This window comes from Streptomyces flaveus, assembly GCF_014647675.1.
In the GTDB taxonomy this organism is placed as follows: Bacteria; Actinomycetota; Actinomycetes; order Streptomycetales; family Streptomycetaceae; genus Streptomyces; species Streptomyces flaveus.
In genome coordinates, this window is the sequence record NZ_BMPQ01000018.1 from 25,082 (window position 1) to 49,814 (window position 24,733).

Below are 24,733 nucleotides of genomic sequence, written 5' to 3' on the forward strand. Positions count from 1 at the left end.
CGGTTGTTGGTGGTCGTCGTCGGTCGTTGCCGGTCGTCGTCGGAGGTCCCACGGAGGTCCCAGAGAGGGCCCCAACCTGGGGCGCGTCGGGACCTCTAGCGCTAGAGGTCAGACCCTCTACCGCTAGAGGTCTTGAGGTGAACGCGTAGATCGCGTTTACGTGGTGAGTCCCGCCCTTTCACAAGCGGCTTTGTACTTGGGCGTGCAGATCTGATCGATCGTGTACATGCCGTCCTTGACGACCGTGTCCTTGATGTTGTCGGCGGTCAGGGAGATCGGCGTGAGCAGGACGGCCGGGATGTCGTCGGTGGTGGGGCTGTCGACCATGTCTGTGGCGATGTCGCCGAGTTGTTCACCCTGGGCCAGGGCGACGGCCATTTCGGCGGCGGCCTCGGCCTCAAGCTTGAAGGGCTTGTAGACGGTCATGTACTGCTCGCCGCTCACGATGCGCTGTACGGCCGTGATGTCGGCGTCCTGGCCGGTGACCGGGGGGAGCGGTGAGACCTTGGAGGCCCTGAGGGCGGAGATGACGCCGCCAGCGAGGCCGTCGTTGGCGGAGTAGACGCCGTCGATGTTGTCGGCGCCCAGAACGGAGATGGCGCCGGACATGTTGATGTGGGCGTTGTCCGGATTCCACTCGACGGTGTCGTACGCCTTGCCGATCTTCACCTTCCCCTGGAGGACGGACAGGGCGCCCCTCTTGAAGGCGGCCGAGTTCGGGTCGGCCGAGGAGCCATTCATCATGACGATCTGCCCGCCGTCCGCCTTGTCGCCCATGGCCTTGAGGAGCGCCCGGCCCTGGATCTCGCCGACCTTCTCGCCGTCGAAGGAGACGTAGCCCGAGATCGGGCCCGTGGCGAGGCGGTCGTAGGCGACGACCGGGATGCCCGCGCGATCGGCCGTCTCGACCGAGGATCGGGCCACCTTGGCGTCGACGGGGTCGAGGATCAGGACCTCGACCCCCTTGGTGACCATGGAGTGAATCTGCTGGTGTTGGGTGGCCACATCCTCCTTGGCGTTGGCGTACTCCACCGTGCAGTCGCCGCACAGGTCCTTGATCTTCTTCTCGATCAGGGGCCTGTCGAACTGCTCGGCGCGAGGGGTCCCGGCTCCCGGGAGCAGCAAGCCGATCGTCACGCCGGAGGTGTTCCCGGCCTTGCCGCAGGAGGCCAGGACGACGGCCAGGGACACCGCGGCCACAGAGACGGCGGCACGGCGCAGGTAGAGCTTCACGTGCGGGCACCTCCTTACCCGTCGACCGGACGCCGATCAGATCCCCATCCCAGTATGGGCAGGCACAGGGTTCTATGCGCAGGCACAGGGTGCGGAGGGCTGACCAGACTGCAGCAAGGGGCGGACGTTCCGGAGCCGCAAGTGCGCCGAGATACGGAACCGCTACAGCGCGGAACCAGCAGCTCAGGACTACCTGACTCTGAAGGTGTACGCGCACCTCATGCCGAGCAGTCGGGAGCGGGCCCGGAAGGCTCTCGGGCAGGCTCTCCGGCCGCAAGATCACACGGGCTGAGGTTCCAGAGAGGTTCCACGGCATGAAAATGCCCCTGAGTCGCGCCGTATGCGCAGCTCAGAGACATGATCACAAAACCTACTTCTTCTTGCCCTGGGTCTGGGGGCCCATTTTTCGTCCCTGATCAGCGGGCCGCGCACCTCAACTGACCTGCAGTTGGGCCGTCGTTGGGGTCTAATTCGGCAGACACCATTAACGTGGCCTCCGTCGTCAAACGCGGTTCAGGGACCCGGACACAGTGTCAGGGTCCCTTCGTTCTGCCCTGGGGAAACTCTCATCGGCTCGGGCTAGTGAACTAGGGTTTGTCCGGCCGATCATGTGACTGCCTCGTGTCTGGGTCGTTGATGTGGGCATGGGGCGGGGTGATCTGACGGATGCGGAGTGGGAGCGGCTGCGGCCGTTCCTGCCTGTCAGCAATGGGCGTTGTGGCCGGTGGCGGGATCACCGGCATGATCGACGGGATCCTGCACCGGGTGCGGACCGGGGTGCAGTGGCGGGATCTGCCCGAACGGTTCGGGCCGTGGAAGACCGTCTATGAACGCCACCGGCTGTGGTCGGCCGACGGTACCTGGGAACGCCTGCTCCACCAGGTCCAAGCCGCGGCCGACGCCACCGGCGACATCGACTGGGACATCGCGGTCGACTCGACCATCGTGCGCGCCCACCAGCACGCGGCCGGTGCTCGCACCGAACCACCGCCAGCGCCCGCGTCAAAGGGGGCCGAAACAGCAGAACACCAGGACGAGACGCCGTGGCAGAACCTGCTCGCCCGGCTGGTGGAGGTGGTGCAGGAGGTGAGGCACTGGGCCGCTCGCGCGGCGGGCTCACCAGCAAGCTCCACCTGAGCGCCGACGGACGCTGCCGCCCGCTGTCCCTGATCGTCACCGGTGGACAGCGCGCGGACTGCACTCAGTTCCAGCCGGTGCTGGAGAAGATCCGCGTCCCACGGCCGCGGCCGGGCAGGCCGCGAACGAAGCCCGACAGCCTCGCCGCCGACAAGGCCTACAGCAACGGGCCCTGCCGCGATTACCTGCGACGACGGGGCATCCGGCACACCATTCCGGAGAAGACCGACAGTCAGGCCGCCCGCCTGCGCAAGGGGTCACACGGCGGCCGGCCGCCCGGCTTCGACCAGGAGCGGTACAAGAAGCGCAACACGGTCGAGCGGGCGATCAACAGGTTGAAGCAGTCCCGGGCCGTGGCCACTCGCTACGACAAACGCGGCTACGTCTTCCTCGGCACTGCCACCATAGCCGCCCTGGTCATCTGGCTCCGCACATGATCGCCCGAACAAGCCCTAGGCGGTGACCGCGGCCTATCCGGTCGAGAGTGCCGACCTGGGACGGGGACGTGAATTCCTGGCCGAATTCCGGACGCTGGCCGCGGAGAAGGGCCAGGAATGGGAGAAGGTCCTGCGCGCCGACGCGGGATCCGCCCCGTGCCAGATCAAGAGAGGCCTCGCCTCTTTCGTCCGGGTTGTTTGGCCGCGCGTCGAAGCCCGCCTGCTGGCCCGCGCCGCGGCACCGCGCACGGTGCTGTTCCTGCACAACGCGGGCCTGCTCGCCCGGTACTGGGACGAAGGCGGCCACGACACCCTCGTCCGCCTGCAGGCGGCGGCCCGCCGCAAGAGGCGTCCTGAGGCCATGAGCGCACCGCCGGGCAGCGCCTGCTCGGCGGTGCGCCTGGCCCTGAGACCTATGTGAGTCCGGCCTCGTCACACGCGGACCGGAGTTCCGGGGTACAGATCTGGTCGATCGTGTACATGCCATCCTTGACGAGAGTGTCCTTGATGTCGCCGACGGTCACCGGGACCGGATCGAGCAGCACAGTCGGGATGTCCTTCGTGGAGGCGTTGTCGACCCTGGTATCGGCGAGGTCGTCGAGCTTCTCGCCGCGCGCCAGGGCGACGGCCATGGTGGCGGCGGCGTCGGCCTCCGGCTTGAACGGCTTGTAGACGGTCATGTACTGCTCGCCGCCGACGATACGCTGCACGCCCACGAGCTCGGCGTCCTGGCCGGTGATGGGCGGTAGTGGTGTGATGCCGGCGACCTTGAAGGCGGAGATCACACCGCCGGCGAGGTGATCGTTGGCGGCCAGCACGCCATCGATGTTCTCCCCTCCCAGGGCGGCGATGGCTCCGGACATGTTGGTGTGCGCGGTCCCCGCCCGCCAGTCGATGTTGTCGTACGACCGGGCGATCTTCGCTCTGCCCCGGAGGACGGACAGCGCGCCCCTTTTGAACCACCCTGCATTGGGATCGGTCGTGGGGCCGTTCATCATGACGATCTGGCCGTCCTGCGCATGGGCGCCCATGGCCCTCAGGAGCGCTTCGCCCTGAGCCCTGCCGACCTGCGCACCGTCGAAGGTGACGTAACCCGAGACCGGGCCTTCGGCGAGCCGGTCGTAGGCGACGACCGGGACGCCCTGCTCGTGCGCAGCCGCGACCGAGGAGCGCTGCGCCTTGGGGTCGACGGCCATGAGTATCAGTACATCGACCCCCTTGGTGAGCATGGAGTCGATCTGCTGCTGCTGGACCGTGACATCGTCCTTGGCGTCGGTGGACTGCACCCGGCAGTCCGGGCACAGCTCCTTCAGCTTCTTCTCGATCAAGGGCTTGTCGAACTGCCCGGTGCGAGAGGCCGCCCCAGCCGCCGGGAGCAGTACGCCGACAGTGACGCTGCCCCTCTCGGATCTGACGTCGCTGCCTCCGCAGCCACCCAGGGCCAATGCCAGCACCAAGCTCACGGCGATGGTCATGTTCCGCACACGGGTCTTCGCATCGCTCTTCACGTCACAGACCTCTCCCGGCCACCACGGGCTCGGCCGCAGAACGATCGGCTCGCGCGGTGGCACGACGATTGCGCTGCACACCTTCTCGCCGCCGCCGTCCGGCGCGATCCCGACGCCGCCGACATCGCCACGATGAGAAGGACGCCCCGGCAGCCGTTACCTCGCAGACCACGATCTGCGGCTCGCCGATGCATAAGGTGGCCGACTGCTCACGCCTACCGCGAGCGGTCGGGTCAGGTAGAGGCGCAGGGGACTGCGGCTCCCACAGGCGATCACGCCGTCGGGGTGTGATCCCGTTCGTCCTCGGCCTTGACGACTGCTTCCTGGACATGTCCGGTGCTGCTCCATGACGCTGCGTTCAGCGGTCAGTCGCCCTTACCCGCGGCATGCGACGAGAGCGGCGAGTACCGCCAGGTTCGTACTGCATGCCTCTGGACTGCCTGACGGGCCTCCTCGCTGGTTAATGCCCATGCTCCACCCTCACCCGTGGAAGGGCGAGACAGACGGCACAGTGCTGCGCACTGGGGGATGGCTTACCTGGATCAGGATGCCTTCTTAGGGCGACGTCATGCGTTCCGCCTGGTGTGGACGTCAGGACTGGCAGGATGGGGGAGATTTCCGGTTGTCGGTTGTCGGGTGGAGGGCTCTGGCTACGCGGAGATGCGGCGCGCCTGGGCCTGGCGCTCGAGCTGGGTGCCACGCATGTCCTCAATCCCGCCGAGACCAAGGACGTCGTATGGGACGTCCTTGAACTCACCGCCGGGGGACTGCACTACACGGTCGACGCCGTCGGTCTGGGCAGTGTGATCGAGCAGGCGCTGGGGGTGCTGCGTTCGCCCGGTACCTGCGCGACCGTGGGTCTGCAGGGGCTGGAGAACGAGATCACCGTGGACCAGGGGCACCTTCTCCTTGGCCGGACGCTGAAGGGCGTCATCGAGGGAGACGCCGATCCGCACGTGTTCATCCCGCGCCTGACACAGTTGTGGCACAGCGGCGTATTCCCGTTCGACCGGCTGGTCAAGACCTTTCCGTTCGCCGCCGTCAACGAGGCCCTCGACGCCGCGCGTCGCGGCGAGGTCGTCAAGCCCGTGCTGATCCCGGACGCCGGCTGGTGTTGCTGGCCATGAGGTTGGTGGCGCCGCTCGTCGGTGTTGACCTTCGAGTTGGTTGAAACTCCATGATGGCGAGGTGCCAAATTCTGAGCTGATGCCGATCGGGGTCTTTGCCCAGCGCAGTGGTCTGACCTCCAGCGCGTTGCGGTTCTACGCCGACTGCGGGCTGCTGCCCCCTGCCGAAGTCGACCCGGTCTCGGGCTACCGCTACTACAGCGCTGACCAGGTGGCGCGGGCGACTGTGCTGCGTCAGCTCCGTGAGATTGCTATGCCCCTCGCTGGTGTCGAGGCGGTACTCGGCTCCGAGGCTGACGAGGCATCCCGGCTGCTCGATGACCATGTGTCGAAGGTCGTCGGGGACGCGGCAGCGGCACAGCAGAAGGCTGCTGTCATCAAGTCCGCGCTCGGCAACGCGCCAGGTCTTCCGATTACGGCGCTGAAGGGTCCCGTTCTGGCGGATGCGGTCGAGCAGGTCCTGACCGCGACCGCACATGAGCCCAAGATGCCGGTACTCGCCGGCCTGCGGATCGAGGCAAGTCATGAGGCGGTCACCCTGACCGCGACTGACCGTTACCGGCTCTCCACCCGAACTCTGGTGCCGACTGAACCACCGAGGCAGACGTGGGCTGGCACGGTCGATGGCGACGAGCTGCGGGCCGCGGTCGCCGAGATCCGCCGCAGTGCGCTGGTGCGACTCGAAGCGGTGCCGCACGGAATCTGGTTCCGCGTGGCCGACAGGGAGGACCGGCATTGCCGGTTGCTGCCCGAGGAATTCCCCGACTATCGGCTGATGCTCGCGTCACTGGGCGAGGTCACCACTCGTGCAACGGTCTCGAAGGGTCTGCTCCTGCGAGCCCTGGAAGAACACCCCGGCGAGCGCATCGCGCTGCACGTTGCCGACCACGGAATGAACGTCCGGTCAGCGGATGACGAACACTCCGGCATCCCGCTCCCGGCCACCGCGACGGGGCAGGCCCTCCAGATCTGGTTCGAGCTGACCACGCTCTACCCCGCCGTGAGCACCGCGATCGGCCCTGACGTGATGCTCGACCTGAGGGGAAACGACCAGCCCGTCACGATCCGCTCCGCCGACCGCGGCGATCTCACCACCCTCGCCATGCCCATCAAGTCCGACCACTCCGCCTGAGACAGACGACGAGGAACACTTCATGACCACCGCACCCGCCAGCCCCGACCCGACCATGGACGCCATCGGCCACGCCGTCACCGAAGGCCGAGCCGGTGGCATCGCTTCCGCTCGCCAGAAACTTCTGAGTCTGTGGTCCGCGATCGGTGTCACCGGCGACCCGCTGCACCGCTGCTCCCTCGCTCACTACCTCGCAGATCTCTACGAAGATCCCGCCCAGGCCCTCGCCTGGGACATCCGGGCCCTGGACGCTGCCGACGCCGTGACCGAGCAGCGCGTCCAGGAGCACCACGCCAGCCTCCACATCGCCGGCTTCTACCCCTCCCTGCACCTCAACCTGGCCGACAACTACCGCCGACTCGGCTCCTTCGAAGCCGCCACCGAGCACATCAACGCGGCCAAAGCGCACGCCCCCAACCTTCCGCAGGATCCCTACGGTGACCTTCTTCGTGGCGCCATCCAAGAGGTCGCCGAGGCCATCGCCGGACGGGACCGCACACGGCGAGCATCTGCACCCGGTTCCCCTGCGTGACGCACAAGAACGCACCCCTCACCGTGGAGGGGCGACGTCGGCTCATCGAGCGCTGCCGCACGAGGCCCATCGCCCACGTCGCAGCCGAGATGGGGATATCCCGGGCGTGCGCATCAAAGTGGGTCAACCGATACCGGCGCCATGGCGAACTCGGGATCGAGGACCGCTCTTCCACGCCGCACCACCAGCCCACCGCGACACCGTCTGAGGTCCTCGAACTCATAGAAAAGCTGCGCCGCACCCACAAGTGGTCAGCGGCCCGGATCGCCTTCGAGCTCACCAAGGCCGGAACGCCGGTCGGCCGAAGGACCGTGAGCAGGCACTTGGCCGAGATCGGCCTCAACCGACGCCGATTCATCGACCCCGACGGTGAGGCCAACCGAAAGCCGCAGAGAATCCACGCCCGACGGCCCGGCCACATGATCCACGTCGATGTGAAGAAGGTAGGACGCATCCCCAACGGCGGAGGCTGGCGCGCGCACGGACGCGGCAGCGACCAGGCCAAAGCCGTGGACCGGCGGAAGAAGAAGACCGAGCGCGGTGGCTACGTCTATCTGCACTCGGCCATCGACGGGTACAGCCGGCTCGCCTACACCGAAGCACTGCCCGATGAGAAGGCCACCACCGCGATCGCCTTCCTCCATCGGGCCCGCGCCTGGTTCGCAGCACACGGGATCACACGCATCGAACGGATCGTGACAGACAACGGAGCCTGCTACCGCGCCGAGAGCTTCTCCCGAGCCCTACTCGGCGCCAGGCACCAGCGCATCGCCCCCTACACCCCACGGCACAACGGCAAGGTCGAGCGATACAACCGCATCCTGGCCGAAGAGTTCCTCTACGCTCGGACGTGGACATCGGAAGCCCAACGCACCCAACTCCTGGGTCGCTGGAATGTCCACTACAACTACCACCGACCCCACACCGCGGTCGGCAGCCAACCACCGGCAGCACGACTGCCAGGCAGCGTCACCAACGTCATGGCCTCCTACACCCAGATCAGTCAGACCCGGCGTTACGTGAAGGGCAGATCACACCTGTCGAAGGACGCGATGCGGCGCATGGGCGAGTTCTTCGCACCCGCTCCCCCGGACCCCATTCCGGGCCCCACTGAGACCAGAACTGAGACCCCCGACACCCGCGCGGCCCGCTCCCGCCGCCGCCGCCGCATCCGCTAAAAGCAAAAGCCCCAGGTCACGGCGAGTGAGTCCTGAGGCTTCCACAGAGCCGCCTTCGGGATTCGAACCCGAGACCTACGCATTACGAGTGCGTTGCTCTGGCCATCTGAGCTAAGGCGGCGCGCTGCTGACTATGGTGCGATCAGCAACGTCGGAAAGTCTACACAGTTTCCGGGGGTGCTCCGTACCTGCCGTGGGGCACCCCCCGGCCGCTCCCGCGATCAGTTCGCTGAGCAGCGCTTTCCCTTGGTCGGAGGGGTGCCTGCGAGGAGGTAGCGGTTGATCGTGGAGTCGATGCAGGCGCTGCCGCGGCCGTATGCCGTGTGGCCGTCGCCGTCGTAGGTGAGGAGGGTGGCGGAGGAGAGCTGGGCGGCGAGGGACTGGGACCAGGCGTAGGGGGTCGCGGGGTCACGGGTGGTGCCGACCACGACGATGGGGGCGGCGCCCCTCGCCTCGATGCGTTGGGGTTCGCCGGTCGGGTGGACGGGCCAGTACGTGCAGTTCAGGGAGGCCCAGGCCAGGGGCTCGCCGAAGACCGGGGAGGCTTTCTTGAAGGAGGGGAGGGCTTCTTCGAGCGCTTCGGGAGAGGAGAAGGCGGCCGGGAGGTCCAGGCAGTTGACTGCCGCGTTCGCGGACATCAGGTTCGCGTACCGGCCGTCGGCGCCGCGCTCGAAGTAGGTGTCGGCGAGGATGAGCAGGCCCGCCCCGTCCTTGTTCTTCATAGCCGTGGTCAGGGCCTCCCGCAGTCGTGGCCAGGCCGCCTCGTCGTACATCGCCGTGATGACGCCCATCGTCGCCAGCGACTCCCCGAGCTTGCGGCCGTCCGCGTCGTCGGCCTCGATGGGCGTGGCGTCGAGCTGCCGGAAGAAGGCTTTCAGGTTCTTGCCGACCTGGTCAGGTGTGGTGCGCGCGCCACCCAGCGGGCAGTCGGACCTGCGTACGCAGTCCTTCGCGAAGGCCTGGAAGGCCGTCTCGAAGCCGGCCGTCTGGTCCTCGTTCATCCGTCGCGCGGGCAGCGACGGGTCCACCGCGCCGTCCAGAACCAGCCGGCCCACCCGGTCCGGGTACAGACCCGCGTATGTCGCACCCAGGAACGTCCCGTACGAGGCACCGACGTACGTCAGCTTCTCGTCGCCCAGCACTGCCCGCAGGACGTCCATGTCGCGGGCCGCCTCGACCGTGGACACATGCCGCAGCAGTCTGGCCGAGCGCCGCCCGCAGCCCTCCGTGAACTCCTTGACGGCGTCGACCAGCTGGCCCCTCTCGCGTCGGTTGTCGGGGGTCAGGTCCGTCTGCGTGTACTCGTCCATCTGCCGGCCGGTGAGGCATTCGACCGGCTCGCTGCGGGCGACGCCGCGCGGGTCGACGGCGACCATGTCATAGCGGGCGCGGATCTCCTTCGGGTAGCCGACAGCCGCGTACGACTGGAGGTAACCGACCGCCGAGCCGCCCGGGCCTCCCGGGTTGACCAGCAGCGAACCGAGTCGCTTGCCCGGGCCCGTGGCCTTCTTGCGGGTGACGGCCAGCCTGATGTCGCCGGAGGCGGGCTTGGCGTAGTCGAGCGGGGCCTTGAGCGTGGCGCACTGGAAGCCGGGGGCGCCGCAGCCGCGCCAGTTCAGCTTCTGGCCGTAGTACGGAGCGAGCGCCGCCGGCGTGGCCTTGGGCAGCGCGGTCAGTGTCGAGGCCCCTGCCCGGCCCGTGGAGGTCGTCGAACTTCCCATGGAACAGGCGGAGATGAGCAGCCCGGCGAGGGCGAGCAGGGTGCCGTACAGATGGAGGAACCTGCGGGGAGGGGAGGGGTGATGGGAATGGCGGGGATGGCGGGAACGCGTTGATCTGGTCCGGATCGGCCTGAACTGGCGCCTGATGTGCATCAAGCGAGCGTAACCCTGCGCAATGAATTGACCACTGAAGGTTGCCGTCGCGCCTCGTGCGAGTGCCCTCGTCAACCCGTCGCTGCGACAAGCCACCCCTGAACCGCATCGCACGGCAACCCCCTGAGCCCACTGCCCCCTGAGCCTCACCCCGCCCGCAACGCCATCGTCATCGCCTCCACCGCCAGCAGCGGCGCCACATTGCGGTCGAGGGCCTCGCGGCAGGCGGCGATCGCTTCTATGCGGCGCAGGGTGGTCTCGGGGGTCGTGCCGCGTGCGAGGCGCTCCAGCGTGTCCTGCATCTCCGTGTTGGCGAGGGCGAGGCTGGTGCCGAACTGGAGGGCTAGGACGTCGCGGTAGAAGGCCGTCAGGTCGATCAGGGCGAGGTCCAGGCTGTCGCGCTGCGTACGTGTCCTGCGGCGCTTCTGCTTGTCCTCCAGCTCCTTCATCACGCCCGCCGTGCCGCGCGGCATGCGTCCGCCCTGGGACGCGCCGAGCGCTGCCTTCAGCTCGTCGGTCTCCTTGACGTCGGTCTCCTCGGCCATCTGCTTGGCGTCCTCGGAGGCGGCGTCGATCAGCTCCTGGGCCGCCTTCAGGCAGCCTCCGATGTCGTCGATACGGAGCGGGAGCCTGAGGACGGCGGCGCGGCGCTCGCGGGCGCTCGGGTCCGTGGCCAGGCGGCGGGCGCGGCCGACGTGGCCCTGGGTGGCACGGGCGGCGACGGCCGCGACCTCCGGTTCGATGCCGTCGCGACGTACGAGGATGTCGGCGACCGCCGCCACGGGAGGCGTCCGGAGTGTGAGGTGGCGGCAGCGGGAGCGGATGGTCGGCAGGACGTCCTCGATGGAGGGCGCGCACAGGAGCCATACCGTGCGGGGGGCGGGCTCCTCGACAGCCTTCAGCAGGACATTGCCCGCGCCCTCCGTCAGGCGGTCGGCGTCCTCCAGGACGATGACCTGCCAGCGGCCGACGGCCGGGGACATCTGGGCACGGCGGACCAGGTCACGGGTCTCCTTGACGCCGATCGAGAGGAGGTCGGTGCGGACGATCTCCACATCCGAGTGCGTACCGATCAGGCTCGTATGGCAGCCGTCGCAGAACCCGCAGCCGGGGACTCCGCCGAGGGCACGGTCGGGGCTCACGCACTGGAGGGCCGCCGCGAAAGCCCGCGCCGCCGTGGAGCGGCCCGAGCCCGGCGGACCCGTGAACAGCCAGGCGTGCGTCATCCTCGACGCCTCGGGCAGCTGGGTGTCGGCGGCCACCGCCGTGACCAGGGCGTCGGCGTCCCGGGCGGCGGCCTCGAGCTGCTCGCTCACCTTCTCCTGACCCACCAGGTCGTCCCATACGGGCATGGGTTGCCGCCCCTCCGTCGCACATCTGCCTTGCCGCGTCCCATTGTGCGGGAGAGCACTGACAACGGGGCTTCACGCCCTACCGCCCCTCACGCCTTCGCGTCAGCGCCCGCGACGGCAGGCCTCAGCGCCCTCGCCGCCCCCGCCCGCGCCTGTCGTCCAGGTCATCGTCCTCGCGCGGGCCCAGCAACTCGTCCGCCAGCGTCGGAAGGTCGTCCAGCGGGGTCTCCTCCGCCCAGTCGGAGCGGCCGCGTCGGCGAGGGCCGCCCTCGGCTTCGACCTGGGGCAGCTCACGGGTGCGGGCGTCGGAGCCGTCGGGCGCCGGCCGCTCGTCCCGGAAGTACCCCGGGGGAACCCGGTCCGCCGTGTCACCGCCCCGCTGCTCGCCGCCACGGTCGTCCCGTACAGCCTGGTCCTCCCTTACGGGAGGAAGGACGGCCGTCTCGTCCGCGTCCGAGCGCACCGGAGGAAGCACCGCCGTCTCGTCCGCGGCCCCCTCCGGCGCCGGAGGCTGCGGCAGCACGGCCGTCTCCTCCGCGTCGGGCCCGGTTTCGGGAGCGTCGCCGGGTGGCACGGGCCGCAGCACCTTGGTCTCGTCGTCCACCGGCCCACCGGGCGCGTTCGTCGGCGGCACGACGGGTGTGGGCGTCGGCACCGTGACCTCGTTGTCGGGGGTGGTCGCCGGAGCACCGGAACCCGAACCCTCCGTCACGGCAGCGGCAGCGGCAGCAGCCGCAGCCGCCGAAGCCGCCCCTCTGCGAGCCTCCTCGGCCCGGAGCAACGCCTCCTCGGCCTTCCGCTGCTTCTCCAGACGCCGCGCCTCAGCCTCCGCCCGGAGCCGCGCCTCCTCCTCGGCCTGCTTGCGCAGGCGCTCCTGCTCGGCCGCGCGGGCCTGCTCCTCCGCGAGCCGTCGGGCCCGCTCCTCCTCGGCCCGCCGACGCGCCTCTTCGGCCTGCTGCCGGGCCACCTCGGCCTGCCGCTCCAGCTCGCGCCGCTGGGCCTCCTCCAGCTCGCGCCGCTTGCGTTCCTCTTCCTCCGCGCGCAGCCGGGCGAGCTGCTCCTGCCGCTCGCGCTCGAGGCGCTCCTCCTCGGCCTTGCGGGCGGCCTCTTCCTCGGCGCGTCGCCGCGCCTCCTCCTCGGCCGCCTTACGGGCCTCCTCCTGGGCCTTCACCTCGGCCTCGGAGAGCGGCAGCATCACGTCGAGACGGTGCCGTATCACCGTCGTGACGGCCTCGGACTCCTGCCCACCGTCGACCACCAGGTAGCGCGTGGGGTCGGCGGCGGCGAGCGTCAGGAAACCGGAGCGCACGCGCGCGTGGAACTCGGCGGGCTCCGACTCCAGCCGGTCCGGTGCCTCCGTGAACCGCTCCCGCGCGGTCTGAGGCGACACATCGAGCAGCACGGTCAGATGAGGCACCAGCCCGTTGGTCGCCCATCGTGAGATCCGCGCGATCTCGGTCGGGGACAGATCGCGACCGGCCCCCTGGTACGCCACGGACGAGTCGGTGTAGCGGTCCGAGATGACCACCGCGCCCCGCTCCAGCGCGGGCCGCACCACGGTGTCCACGTGCTCGGCACGGTCGGCGGCGTACAGCAGCGCCTCCGCACGGTTCGACAGCCCGGCCGAGGACACGTCCAGCAGGATCGACCGCAGCCGCTTCCCCACAGGCGTGGCCCCCGGCTCGCGCGTCAGCACGACCTCGTGCCCCTTGGAGCGGATCCACTCCGCGAGCACCTCGGCCTGCGTCGACTTCCCGGCCCCGTCACCGCCCTCCAGGGCGATGAAGAACCCGTTCGCAGCCGGTGCCTGCGCGGGATCGTCCCCGCCCCGCAGCGCGTCCCGCAGGTCATGCCGCAGCGGTACGCCGGACCGGTCGTCGACCTTCGCCAGCACCAGCGCGGCGACCGGCAGCAGCAGCGCGCCGACCAGCATCAGGGTGAAGGCCGCGCCGCCGTGCGCGAACACGAACTTGCCGTTCTCCAGCCGGTGCGGCCCGATCGCCGCCGCCAGCACGGGGGCCACCAGGGCACCCAGGGCGACGTAGACCCGTACGACCGCGTGGAGATGCTCCGTCGTACGCGCCCGCCGGTGGTCCTCGGCCTCCTGGTCGAGCAGCGTGTGCCCGGTGTTCGCGGCGATGCCCGCGCCGATGCCCGCGAACGCCGTGATCAGGATCACGGTGGCGACGTCCGGGACGATCCCCGCGGCGAGCAGCGCGAGGCCTGTGAACGCGATGGCCAGCGAGAGCAGCCGGCGCCGCGACAGCGGCGGCAGCACCTTCGGAGCCGTACGGATGCCTACGACGACGCCGCCCGTCAGGCCTGCCACCAGCAGTCCGTACGTCACCGGCCCGCCGCCCAGGTCCTTGGCGTGCAGCACGGAGACGGCGACCGCGGCGGCGACCGCGCCGGCGACGGCCGCACAGGCCAGGACCAGCAGCGGAAGCGAGCCCGTACGCCCCTTGTCGACGCCGGTGCCCGACTTGGGGCGGCGCAGGCCCTCGAGCGGCGACCGCGCGCGGGGGGTGCGTGCGTCGGGCAGCTCGAGGACGGTCAGCACCGACAGGGAGGCGGCGAACAGGCCCGCCGCGACGTACGACGCGAGCGCCGCCTGATGCTGGTCGAACCAGGCCAGTCCGGCGCCCAGCAGGTTGTTGAGGAGCCCGGCCACGACGAGAGCGGCGGCCGCCAGGGGCACCGCCACGAATCCCGTACGCAGCGACAGGCGCCGCAGCGTCTCCGTGTGGTCCGGCAGCGGGCGGACCGCCGCGCCCTCCAGGGGTGCCGCGGGCAGCAGAGCGGGCGCCGCACTCTCCCGGCACACCGTCCAGAAGCGCTCGGCGACCCCGGTGACGAACGCGGTCACCAGGATCACGGCCAGCGCGTCGTCGGGCGTCCAGTCGATCCACAGGGGCGCGATGATCAGCAGTACGGTCCGCACTCCGTCCGCGCCGACCATGGTCCAGCGGCGGTCGAGCGGCCCCTCCTGGGAGGTCAGGGAGGTGAGCGGTCCGAGGAGTACGGCTCCGAAGAGCAGCGTCGCGAGTATCCGCGCCCCGAAGACGGCCGAGACGGCGAAGGCCACCCCGCGGTAGTTGCCCCCGAAGGACCCCGCCGCGACCGCCGCCTGGAGCGCGAGTACGACCAGGACGAGCAGGGCGAGGGCATCGCCGACGCCGGCCACGAGCTGAGCGCTCCACAGCCGCTTCAACTGCGGTACGCGAAGCAGCGCCCTCACGGCGCGCTCGCGTGAATCTGCGACCAGGGCGTCGTCTGGGGCCGGGGTATGGGCCGTTGGCTGCTCCGCTCGCGTCATGCGTTCAGCCTATCGGGAGGCACCGACAACCCCGAAGGGCGCCCAACACATGCGGACGCGAGGCTTCCACAGGGCGTTGAAGCACCACTCCAGGGAGCTGAAACGCAGCCCCGGGGACGTTCAAGCACTGCCCCGGGACACTCGAGCTCAGCCCTCCGAAGCCGCCGCCTTCTTGGCCGGAGCCTTCTTGGCAGCCGTCTTCGAAGTCGTCGTCTTCTTGGCTGCCGTTTTCTTGGCAGGTGCCTTCTTGGCGGCCGTTTTCTTGGCCACGGCCTTCTTCGCCGTCTTCTTGGCGGGTGCCTTCGCGCGCTTCTCCGCGAGCAGTTCGTAACCCCGCTCCGGAGTGATCTCCTCGACGCTGTCGCCGGACCGCAGGGTCGCGTTGGTCTCGCCGTCGGTGACGTACGGCCCGAAGCGCCCGTCCTTGACGACGACCGGCTTCTCGCTGACCGGGTCCGTGCCCAGCTCCTTGAGCGGCGGCTTGGCGGCGGCGCGCCCGCGCTGCTTGGGCTGGGCGTAGATCGCCAGTGCCTCTTCCAGCGTGATCGTGAAGAGCTGGTCCTCGGACTGCAGCGAACGCGAGTCCGTGCCCTTCTTCAGGTACGGCCCGTAGCGCCCGTTCTGCGCGGTGATCTCCACGCCCTCGGCGTCCTTGCCGACGACACGCGGCAGCGACATCAGTTTGAGCGCGTCGTCCAGGGTCACCGTGTCCAGGGACATCGACTTGAAGAGCGAGGCCGTACGCGGCTTGACGGCGTTCTTGCCGGTCTTCGGGGTGCCCTCGGGGAGTACCTCGGTGACGTACGGCCCGTAGCGGCCGTCCCTGGCGATGATCTGGCGACCCGTGACCGGGTCGGTCCCCAGCTCGAAGTCGCCGCTCGGCTTGGCGAGCAGCTCCTCCGCGTACTCGACGCTCAGCTCGTCCGGAGCGAGATCCTCCGGCACATCCGCGCGCTGGTGGTTCTCGGAGTCCTTCTCGCCGCGCTCGATGTACGGGCCGTAGCGCCCGACACGCAGCACGATGCCGTCGCCGACCGGGAACGACGACACCTCGCGGGCGTCGATCGCGCCCAGGTCGGTGACGAGTTCCTTGAGGCCGCCCAGGTGATCCCCGTCGCCGTTGCCGGCGTCCGCGGCACCGGGAACGCCATCTGCGCCCTCACCGAAGTAGAAGCGCTTCAGCCACGGCACGGCGCGCGCCTCGCCCCGCGCGATGCGGTCGAGGTCGTCCTCCATCTTCGCGGTGAAGCTGTAGTCGACGAGCCGCCCGAAGTGCTTCTCCAGGAGGTTGACCACGGCGAAGGACAGGAAGGAGGGCACGAGCGCGGTGCCCTTCTTGAAGACATAGCCGCGGTCGAGGATGGTCCCGATGATCGACGCGTACGTCGACGGGCGGCCGATCTCGCGCTCTTCGAGCTCCTTGACCAGGCTGGCCTCGGTGTAGCGGGCCGGGGGCTTGGTCGCATGGCCGTCGACCGAGATCTCCTCGGCGGAGAGCGCGTCGCCCTCGTTGACCTGGGGCAGCCGGCGCTCGCGGTCGTCCAGCTCGGCGTTCGGGTCGTCCGCGCCCTCGACGTACGCCTTCAGGAAGCCGTGGAAGGTGATGGTCTTGCCGGACGCACTGAACTCGGCGTCCCGGCCGTCAGCGGCGCGGCCACCGATCTTCACCGTGACGGAGTTCCCGGTCGCGTCCTTCATCTGGGAGGCGACGGTCCGCTTCCAGATCAGCTCGTAGAGCCTGAACTGGTCGCCGGTCAGCCCGGTCTCGGCGGGCGTACGGAAACGGTCCCCGGAGGGGCGGATCGCCTCGTGCGCCTCCTGCGCGTTCTTGACCTTCCCGGCGTACGTCCGCGGCTGCGGCGGCAGGTAGTCGGCGCCGTACAGCTGCGTGACCTGGGCGCGGGCCGCGGCGACCGCGGTGTCCGAGAGGGTCGTGGAGTCCGTACGCATGTAGGTGATGAAGCCGTTCTCGTACAGCTTCTGCGCCACCTGCATCGTGGCCTTCGCGCCGAAACCGAGCTTGCGCGAGGCCTCCTGCTGCATCGTCGTCGTACGGAACGGGGCGTACGGGGAGCGACGATACGGTTTCGACTCGACGGACCGTACGGAGAAGTTCGTGTTCTCCAGGGCGGCGGCGAGCGCGCGGGCGTTCGCCTCGTCCAGGTGGAGCGTGTTCGCGCTCTTCAGCTGCCCGAGCGAGTTGAAGTCGCGGCCCTGGGCGACACGCCTGCCGTCGACCGTGGTGAGGCGCGCGACCAGGGAGGACGGGTCGCTCGAGTCGCCGGCGCGACCGGTGCCGAAGGTGCCCGTCAGGTCCCAGTACTCGGCGGAACGGAACGCGATGCGCTCGCGCTCCCGCTCGACGACCATGCGGGTCGCCACGGACTGGACACGGCCTGCCGACAGGCGCGGCATGACCTTCTTCCACAGGACCGGCGAGACCTCGTAGCCGTAGAGGCGGTCGAGGATGCGGCGGGTCTCCTGGGCGTCGACGAGCTTCTGGTTGAGCTCGCGCGGGTTGGCGACGGCGGCCTGGATCGCGGCCTTGGTGATCTCGTGGAAGACCATCCGCTTGACCGGGACCTTGGGCTTGAGCACCTCCTGGAGGTGCCAGGCGATGGCCTCGCCCTCGCGGTCCTCATCGGTGGCCAGGAAGAGCTCGTCGGAGTCCTTCAGCAGATCCTTGAGCTTCTTGACCTGCGCCCTCTTGTCGGCGTTGACGACATAGATGGGCTGGAAGTCGTGCTCGACGTCCACGCCGAGGCGGCGCACCTCGCCGGTGTACTTCTCGGGCACCTCCGCGGCGCCATTGGGGAGGTCGCGGATGTGCCCGACGCTCGCTTCGACGACGTAGCCAGGGCCGAGATAGCCCTTGATCGTCTTCGCCTTGGCAGGCGACTCGACGATGACGAGTCGGCGGCCGCCGTGTGCGGTCTCGCTGGTCGGGGACAACTTCGCTCTTCTCTCCGGTCGACGCAGGGGGCTCGCCCCGGGCGTTGGTCCGGGGGTCGGGTCGTGCTGACGCTGCGGAGTGTGACGGTACATCCCGCCCCCGTGTCAAACGGGAAAAGCCCGCAACGGCCACTCGAACGGTAACCCGACTCCCGGCATTCCTGCCGCCCGGAGTGTGGACCTGCTGTTTCGACCCTATCCGGAGGGTGACTTCTCAGTTACCGAAACGGCGGGATCGCGACGGCCCGAGATCTTGCCTTCGGCTCTTCGGAGGCGACAACTCCGGTTCCCCGGAGGGCATCGCTCCAGGGGCGGGAGCCGCACCGGGGAGTCGCACCGGAAAGCGCGCATCCTCAGATGCGTGTGAAGCACCACACGGCGAGGAGCAGCGCGGCCGTCCCGGCCAAGCTCGCGGCCATCGCGGACGCGGCCTGGCCCATCCCGTCGGCGACAGGTTCGCGGTGCCGCAGCCGGGCCGCGGTCCACACCAGCAATCCGGCTCCGAACAGGGCGAACACCGATCCCGCGAAGACCGCCGGTCCGTTCTCCATGGTTCGTCCCCTTCGCCCTTGAGTGCCCAAGGACGGGAGGCTGACACCTCCGGGAAGCGAACACACGAACCCACGGTGAACGCTCGGCGGACACACCCGTGCGGCTCCCCGCGCACACCGTGCACCCACCGCCGTGCCGGCTCGGATCGAATGTGTGGCCGCAGCGATTTCGCGCCATCCATGACGGCTCGGCGATCGCGGGGCTTCTGCTCACCCGGCCGCTCACCCGGCGGGCTCGAGGAATCCCTGCTCGATCAGCAGCCGGATCTGCGTGGGCGTACGGTCCCGCAGCAACACCGGGTCTTCGCCGACCAGTTGGGCAATGGCGTCCAGAATTCGCCCCGCACTGAGTGTGCCGTCGCACACACCCGCGAAACCCGCGCCCACCGTGTCCACCCTGGTGGCCCGCCGCATCCCGCGGTTCTGGCGCAGTACGACATGCTCCGGATCCTCGGCGCCGGGCAGTCCGACCTGCTCCTGCACGATCTCGCCCGCAAGCTTGAAGTGCCCGGCGAGCAGCGCCGCGTCGTCGTGCGCACGCAGATAGTCCACGCGGTCGAAGTGCGCGCGCACCGTCTCGCCGAGCGGCTGTTCGACGGGATGCGGCCACTCCTCCACGACGACCGAGGGCTGCGCGGCCCCCGACTTGCGCAGGGTGATCCACCCGAAGCCCACGGCCCTGACCTTCCGCGTCTCGAACTCGTCGAGCCACGCGTCGTACCGCGTCTGGTATTCCACCGGATCCGCATGATGATCGCCGGCGTCTCGCAGCCACAATTCGGCGTACTGCATGACGTCCTGCACCTCGCGCTGCACGACCCACGCGTCACAGTCGCGCGGCACCCAGGACCGCAGCCGGTCCTGCCAGTCCTCCCCCTCCACGTGCTGCCAGTTGGCAAGGAACTGCGCATACCCCCCTTCGTTGAGGTGAGCGCCCGCACCTTGAACAAGCGCGCGACACAGATCGTCCCCGCCCATCCCGCCGTCCCGGTAGGTGAGCCGGGCACCCGGGGAGATGACGAAGGGAGGGTTGGAGACGATCAGGTCGTACGTCTCCTCGCCCACCGGCTCGAACAACGAGCCCTCGTGCAGCGCTGCCCCCGAGGCTCCGGACAGGGCGAGCGTGAGCGCGGTGATGTGCAGCGCGCGCGGGTTGACGTCGGTCGCGGTCACCCGCGTGGCGTGCTGTGCGGCGTGCAGCGCCTGGATTCCGGAGCCGCTGCCGAGGTCGAGGGCGGACGCGACGGGCGTACGCACCGTGATGCCCGCCAGGGTTGTGGACGCGCCGCCCACTCCGAGTACGACCCTTTCGTCACGGCTGCCGATGCCGCCGGCTCCGCCCACCGCGCAGCCCAGGTCCGAGACGATGAACCAGTCCTCGCCGCCGGGTCCGCCGTACGGCCGGACGTCGACCGTCGCCGCGACCTCGTCGCCGCCGGTCCTGGCCAGCCAGCCGCCCTCCAGACAGTCCTGAACCGGCAGTACGTCCACCACGCGCGCGTGCGGCACGGGCTGCTGCAACAGGAACAGCCGTACGAGCGTCTCCAGCGGCGTGTCGCCCCGAGTCGCCCGGAGCGCGGGCACGGTCTCGCTCCGGGCCAGCGCCGCGTACGCGGAGGCGCCCAGCAGATCGAGCAGGCCGTCGGCACTGAAGGAGGCGCTCAGGAAGGCGTCCCGCAGCCGCGCGGTGACGTCGGAGCGGTCGGTCGAGGGCAGCGTTGCCAGGCTGGTGTTACTCACGCCTCCATTGTTGCCGCTCCCGCCGACGGGACGCGTGTCCCTGTGGACAACATGCCGCCTGTGGACAACATGCCGGTGGCCCGGCACGCACGCGTACCGGGCCACCGTTCGGTTGACGAACGATCGGTCTCCTGGAGTCAGCCGATGTCTCCTGGGGTCAGCCGTTGGTCGCCGACGGCGAACCGGAGGCCGACTTGCAGCTCTCCTGCTTGGCCATCGCCTGGCCCACCTCGCCCTCCTGCAGCTTGTTCAGGGCGACGTTGCCGCTCTGGCCCAGCTTGTCCAGCTCGGTGGCGATGTCCTTGAGTCCGTCCGCGAACTTCCCCTGGTCCTTGGTGTCGAGCGCGTCGACCTGCTTCTTGAGGTCGGCGTACGACGTGGAGATGCCGTTGAGCTCCTTGACGGCGTCCGCCTTCTTCTTCTCGCCGTTCTCGACCTCCGGCGCCCCGGCCTTGGTCACGGCGGCGCCGATCGCCTTGTAGGCGTCGGACATGTCCTGGAAGGCCTGGGAGTCCGTCTTCTGGACATCCGCCGGCGTGCTGTTGTCCGAGGTCTGCTTCTGGATGGAGGTGTTGGCGGCCTCGATCTTCTTCGCCTGCGGCTGCACCTCGTCACAGACCTCTTTGGCCCAGGAGTTCAGCTTTTCGCTGCTGTCGTCTCCGCCACATCCCGACAGCGCCAGTACCAGTACCGCACCGCCGGACAGTGCGGCCGCGAGCTTCTTGTTCACCGGATTGGTCCCTTCCATGGCTCTCGGCCCCGGAACATACACGCCAAGTGGGCGACACCCACGAGACGGGAGTCCGATTTGCAAAATATTGCAACCATTTGCACCAAGCGAGAGAAGGCTCACGAACCCGGCGTGAAAACCCGAGAGCGGGCGGGCGACGCGTCAAGACGCGCCGCCCGCCCGCTCGTTGAGCGGAACCTGACCAGCCGTAAGGCCAAGCCGTGGAGCAATCGCCTACGAAACCACCGCCGCATCCGCCGACTTGGAAACCGGCTCGGAGTTGTCTTCGTCACTCACGGCGATCCCGCGCCGCTTGGACACGTACACCGCGCCCACGATGACAGCGATCGAGAGCACCGCGATGAGGACGCGCATACCCACGCTCTTGTCCTCGCCGTAGCTGAATTTGACCACCGCGGGCGCGATGAGCAGCGCCACCAGGTTCATCACCTTCAGCAGGGGGTTGATCGCGGGACCGGCGGTGTCCTTGAAGGGGTCGCCGACCGTGTCGCCGATCACCGTGGCGGCATGGGCCTCGCTGCCCTTGCCACCGTGGTGACCGTCCTCGACGAGCTTCTTCGCGTTGTCCCACGCCCCGCCGGAGTTGGCGAGGAAGACGGCCATCAGCGTGCCCGTACCGATCGCGCCCGCGAGGAACGAGCCGAGCGCACCGACCCCGAGCGTGAACCCGATCGCGATCGGCGTCAGTACGGCGAGCAGACCCGGTGTGGCCAGCTCGCGCAGCGCGTCCTTGGTGCAGATGTCGACGACGCGCCCGTACTCGGGCTTCTCGGTGTAGTCCATGATCCCGGGGTGCTCGCGGAACTGCCGCCGCACCTCGTAGACCACGGCCCCCGCGGACCGCGAGACCGCGTTGATCGCCAGCCCCGAGAAGAGGAAGACGACCGCGGCGCCCGCGATGAGTCCGACGAGGTTGTTGGGCTGCGAGATGTCCATCATCAGGTTCAGCGGCGCGTCCTCGCCGGTGACCGTCTCGCCCACTTCGTTCGCGGCCGTGAGGATCGCGTCGCGGTACGAGCCGAAGAGCGCCGCCGCCGCCAGGACCGCGGTGGCGATGGCGATGCCCTTGGTGATGGCCTTGGTGGTGTTGCCCACGGCGTCCAGGTCGGTGAGCACCTGCGCGCCCGCGCCCGTGACGTCACCGGACATCTCTGCGATGCCCTGCGCGTTGTCGGAGACCGGCCCGAAGGTGTCCATGGCGACGATCACGCCGACCGTGGTGAGCAGGCCGGTACCGGCCAGCGCCACCGCGAAGAGCGCAAGCATGATCGACGTACCGCCGAGCAGGAAGGCCCCGTAGACGCCGAGGCCGATCAACAGGGCGGTGTAGACGGCCGATTCGAGACCGATGGAGATACCCGCGAGGACGACGGTGGCCGCACCGGTGAGCGAGCTCTTGCCGATGTCCCGTACGGGACGGCGGGTCGTCTCGGTGAAGTAGCCCGTGAGCTGCTGGATCAGCGCGGCCAGCACGATGCCGATCGCGACGGCGACGAGCGCGAGGATCCGCGGATCGCCACCGTTGTCCAGGATGGCCGTGTCCGTGACGCCGTCCAGGTCGGCGTACGAGGACGGCAGGTAGATGAAGACGGCCGCGGCCACCAGCACCAGCGAGATCACCGCGGAGATGAAGAAACCACGGTTGATGGCGCTCATCCCGCTGCGGTCCGCACGGCGCGGAGCCACGGCGAAGATGCCGATCATGGCGGTGATGACACCGATCGCGGGCACGATCAGCGGGAAGCCGAGCCCGTAGTCGCCGAACGCCGCGCTGCCCAGGATCAGCGCGGCGACGAGCGTGACGGCGTACGACTCGAAGAGGTCGGCGGCCATACCGGCGCAGTCGCCGACGTTGTCGCCCACGTTGTCGGCGATGGTCGCGGCATTGCGCGGATCGTCCTCCGGAATGCCCTGCTCGACCTTGCCGACCAGGTCGGCGCCGACGTCGGCGGCCTTGGTGAAGATGCCGCCGCCGACACGCATGAACATGGCGATCAGCGCGGCGCCGAGACCGAAGCCCTCCAGGACCTTCGGTGCGTCGGCCGCGTACACCAGCACCACACAGGAGGCGCCCAGCAGACCGAGCCCCACCGTGAACATGCCGACGACGCCGCCCGTGCGGAATGCGATCTTCATGGCTTTGTGTGAGACAGCGGTGAGATCCTTTTCGGGTTCACCTTCCGCCGGAGTCGCTTCCCGTGCCGCGGCGGCTACGCGCACATTGCTGCGTACGGCGAGCCACATGCCGATATAACCGGTGGTCGCCGAGAACGCCGCGCCGATCAAGAAGAAGATCGATCGTCCGGCGCGCTGATTCCAGTCGTCCGCGGGCAGCAGCATGAGCAGGAAGAACACCACGACGGCGAATACGCCGAGGGTGCGCAACTGGCGCGTCAGATAGGCGTTCGCGCCTTCCTGAACCGCTGCCGCGATCTTCTTCATGCTGTCGGTGCCCTCGCCGGCCGCCAGCACCTGGCGTACCAGGACCCCGGCGACCACCAGAGCCGCCAGGGCGACGACCGCGATGACGATCACGATGAGTCGGTTGTCGTCGGTCAGAACCGCGGCCGCGAGGGTTGTGGGATGGTCAAACTGATGAGGGGTAGAAAGCCCCGCCATTCGTCCTCCTTGACGCTTGGGCTGAGCTCAAGATGTGGACGGATTGTAGGTAGCCGAACCTGATCAAAACAGTGCGCGGTAAGCGGAATCGTCCTTCACATGCTCTTGGGTAAATGATCCACGGACCATCATGGAACCCGAAAGGAGTAATGCCTCAAAAGCATTGACGCTTGATCCGTTGACGCGCGACAGGAAGTAAACACGATCATAAGGCTGATCGTGAATTCATTCACGATAACGCGTGCGCAATCCACGTGCACGAGCGCGCACGAAAAAGGGCCCCGCTGAGCAGGGCCCTTTCCGTACTGCGTGGGTGAGGGGTCAGGGGGCGAGCGTGGCCGGCGGCGTGGTTGGCCAGCTCATCCTGATCAGTCCGCCGTTCTCACCGGCGGTGACCTCCACGTCGTCGACGAGGCCGCTGATGACCGCGAGGCCCATCTCGTCCTCCTCGGTCTCCGCGTCCGACTCGTCGGCTCCGCCATGGGCTCCCGGCACCTCGCCGGGAGCCGTATGCGGCGCCTCGTCGCCGACCTCGATGGAGAACTGCTTCTCCTCCTCGATCAGCAGCACCCGCACCGGCGCCGAGATACCGCCGCTCTGGTGCAGTCCGACGGCCCGCGTACAGGCTTCACCGACGGCGAGCCTGACCTCGTCGAGGACGGCCTCGTCCACTCCGGACCTGCGCGCCACCGCTGCCGCCACCAGTCGGGCGGTCCTGACGTGCTCGGGCAGCGCGCTGAAGCGGAGTTCAACGGTGGCCATGCATCCCCCTCGGAACTACGGGCGTGCTGTCAGGGGGCCGGGCCGCCGAGCCCGAACCCCCCTCGTTGACTTTCTTCCGTCCCGGACCACGGCCCGGAACCGGCCTTCGGCCAAGGGCCGCTCGGTCACGACCGAGGACCGCTCAGTCCGTGGCCGCTACCGCCTCCTCGACCGAGGTGTGAATCGGGAACACCTTGGTGAGGCCGGTGATGCGGAAGATCTTCAGAATGCGCTCCTGGTTGCAGACCAGTCGCAGCGAGCCCTCGTGGGCGCGCACCCGCTTCAGGCCGCCTACCAGCACGCCGAGCCCGGTGGAGTCGAGGAAGTCCACGCCCTCCATGTCGACGACAAGATGAAAACTGCCGTCGTTCACCAGCTCGACCAGCTGCTCGCGCAGCTTGGGCGCGGTATATACATCGATTTCGCCACCGACTTCGACGACCGTACGATCGCCGACGGTACGTGTCGACAGGGACAGGTCCACGGATCCTCCAGCACCTTGCTATCGAGCGGTCGCCCCTCGGGACACCTC

At 68.9% G+C, this 24,733-nt stretch carries 16 protein-coding genes, 1 tRNA gene and 3 pseudogenes; 7 read left to right on the forward strand and 13 right to left on the reverse strand.

Annotation, left to right across the window (positions count from 1 at the left end):
* Positions 1-156 precede the first annotated feature (156 nt).
* The gene (locus IEZ21_RS29235; protein WP_189324872.1) at positions 157-1,233 is read right to left on the reverse strand and encodes a substrate-binding domain-containing protein; all 1,077 of its coding nucleotides are present in this window, start codon (positions 1,231-1,233) and stop codon (positions 157-159) included.
* A gap of 193 nt (positions 1,234-1,426) precedes the next feature.
* On the opposite strand from IEZ21_RS29235, the pseudogene IEZ21_RS49220 reads away from it, so the two are divergent.
* From IEZ21_RS49220 to IEZ21_RS29245, 3 genes and pseudogenes are all read left to right on the forward strand, one after another.
* A pseudogene (locus IEZ21_RS49220) lies at positions 1,427-1,525 on the forward strand (tyrosine-type recombinase/integrase); the annotation flags it as partial.
* A 352-nt stretch (positions 1,526-1,877) separates the two neighbouring features.
* A pseudogene (locus IEZ21_RS29240) lies at positions 1,878-2,807 on the forward strand (IS5 family transposase).
* A 22-nt stretch (positions 2,808-2,829) separates the two neighbouring features.
* The gene (locus tag IEZ21_RS29245) at positions 2,830-3,228 is read left to right on the forward strand and encodes a hypothetical protein (RefSeq protein WP_246568233.1); all 399 of its coding nucleotides are present in this window, start codon (positions 2,830-2,832) and stop codon (positions 3,226-3,228) included.
* On the opposite strand, the gene IEZ21_RS29250 is transcribed toward IEZ21_RS29245, so the two are convergent.
* Positions 3,221-4,282, reverse strand: coding sequence for a sugar ABC transporter substrate-binding protein (locus IEZ21_RS29250; RefSeq protein WP_189324983.1), 1,062 nt, complete (start codon positions 4,280-4,282; stop codon positions 3,221-3,223). The two genes, IEZ21_RS29245 and IEZ21_RS29250, sit on opposite strands and share 8 nt — an antisense overlap.
* A 638-nt stretch (positions 4,283-4,920) precedes the next feature.
* Here IEZ21_RS29250 and IEZ21_RS29255 point away from each other — a divergent pair.
* The 4 genes and pseudogenes from IEZ21_RS29255 to IEZ21_RS29270 all read left to right on the forward strand — a co-directional run.
* The gene (locus IEZ21_RS29255; protein WP_189324873.1) at positions 4,921-5,442 is read left to right on the forward strand and encodes a zinc-binding dehydrogenase; all 522 of its coding nucleotides are present in this window, start codon (positions 4,921-4,923) and stop codon (positions 5,440-5,442) included.
* Positions 5,443-5,503: 61 nt separating this feature from the next.
* Complete coding sequence (locus IEZ21_RS29260; RefSeq protein ID WP_189324874.1) at positions 5,504-6,574, forward strand: DNA polymerase III subunit beta family protein; 1,071 nt, start codon at positions 5,504-5,506, stop codon at positions 6,572-6,574.
* A 22-nt stretch (positions 6,575-6,596) separates the two neighbouring features.
* The gene (locus IEZ21_RS29265; RefSeq protein ID WP_189324875.1) at positions 6,597-7,106 is read left to right on the forward strand and encodes a hypothetical protein; all 510 of its coding nucleotides are present in this window, start codon (positions 6,597-6,599) and stop codon (positions 7,104-7,106) included.
* Positions 7,103-8,101, forward strand: a pseudogene (locus IEZ21_RS29270) (IS481 family transposase); the annotation flags it as partial. The gene IEZ21_RS29265 and the pseudogene IEZ21_RS29270, both read left to right, overlap by 4 nt.
* A 230-nt stretch (positions 8,102-8,331) precedes the next feature.
* Here the strand turns inward: IEZ21_RS29270 and IEZ21_RS29275 are convergent.
* The 11 genes from IEZ21_RS29275 to bldG all read right to left on the reverse strand — a co-directional run bounded on the left by IEZ21_RS29275 (position 8,332) and on the right by bldG (position 24,685).
* A tRNA-Thr gene (locus tag IEZ21_RS29275) sits at positions 8,332-8,405 on the reverse strand.
* A gap of 100 nt (positions 8,406-8,505) precedes the next feature.
* The gene (locus tag IEZ21_RS29280) at positions 8,506-10,158 is read right to left on the reverse strand and encodes an alpha/beta hydrolase (RefSeq protein WP_189324876.1); all 1,653 of its coding nucleotides are present in this window, start codon (positions 10,156-10,158) and stop codon (positions 8,506-8,508) included.
* 146 nt (positions 10,159-10,304) lie between these two features.
* Positions 10,305-11,510, reverse strand: coding sequence for a DNA polymerase III subunit delta' (locus IEZ21_RS29285; protein ID WP_189324877.1), 1,206 nt, complete (start codon positions 11,508-11,510; stop codon positions 10,305-10,307).
* A gap of 124 nt (positions 11,511-11,634) precedes the next feature.
* On the reverse strand, positions 11,635-14,826 hold the full coding sequence (gene tmk, locus IEZ21_RS29290) for a dTMP kinase (protein ID WP_189324878.1): 3,192 nt from the start codon (positions 14,824-14,826) through the stop codon (positions 11,635-11,637).
* Positions 14,827-14,973: 147 nt separating this feature from the next.
* On the reverse strand, positions 14,974-17,778 hold the full coding sequence (gene topA, locus IEZ21_RS29295; RefSeq protein ID WP_189324879.1) for a type I DNA topoisomerase: 2,805 nt from the start codon (positions 17,776-17,778) through the stop codon (positions 14,974-14,976).
* A gap of 353 nt (positions 17,779-18,131) precedes the next feature.
* Positions 18,132-18,329, reverse strand: coding sequence for a hypothetical protein (locus IEZ21_RS29300; protein ID WP_189324880.1), 198 nt, complete (start codon positions 18,327-18,329; stop codon positions 18,132-18,134).
* Positions 18,330-18,551: 222 nt separating this feature from the next.
* The gene (locus IEZ21_RS29305) at positions 18,552-20,069 is read right to left on the reverse strand and encodes a DUF7059 domain-containing protein (protein ID WP_189324881.1); all 1,518 of its coding nucleotides are present in this window, start codon (positions 20,067-20,069) and stop codon (positions 18,552-18,554) included.
* A gap of 157 nt (positions 20,070-20,226) precedes the next feature.
* On the reverse strand, positions 20,227-20,817 hold the full coding sequence (locus IEZ21_RS29310) for a hypothetical protein (RefSeq protein WP_033321739.1): 591 nt from the start codon (positions 20,815-20,817) through the stop codon (positions 20,227-20,229).
* 216 nt (positions 20,818-21,033) lie between these two features.
* Entirely contained in the window at positions 21,034-23,439 is a 2,406-nt protein-coding gene (locus IEZ21_RS29315) for a sodium-translocating pyrophosphatase (RefSeq protein ID WP_189324882.1), read from the reverse strand.
* 321 nt (positions 23,440-23,760) lie between these two features.
* On the reverse strand, positions 23,761-24,201 hold the full coding sequence (locus IEZ21_RS29320; RefSeq protein WP_189324883.1) for an ATP-binding protein: 441 nt from the start codon (positions 24,199-24,201) through the stop codon (positions 23,761-23,763).
* A 142-nt stretch (positions 24,202-24,343) separates the two neighbouring features.
* Positions 24,344-24,685, reverse strand: coding sequence for an anti-sigma factor antagonist BldG (gene bldG / locus IEZ21_RS29325; RefSeq protein ID WP_003975386.1), 342 nt, complete (start codon positions 24,683-24,685; stop codon positions 24,344-24,346).
* Between the last annotated feature and the right edge of the window lie 48 nt (positions 24,686-24,733).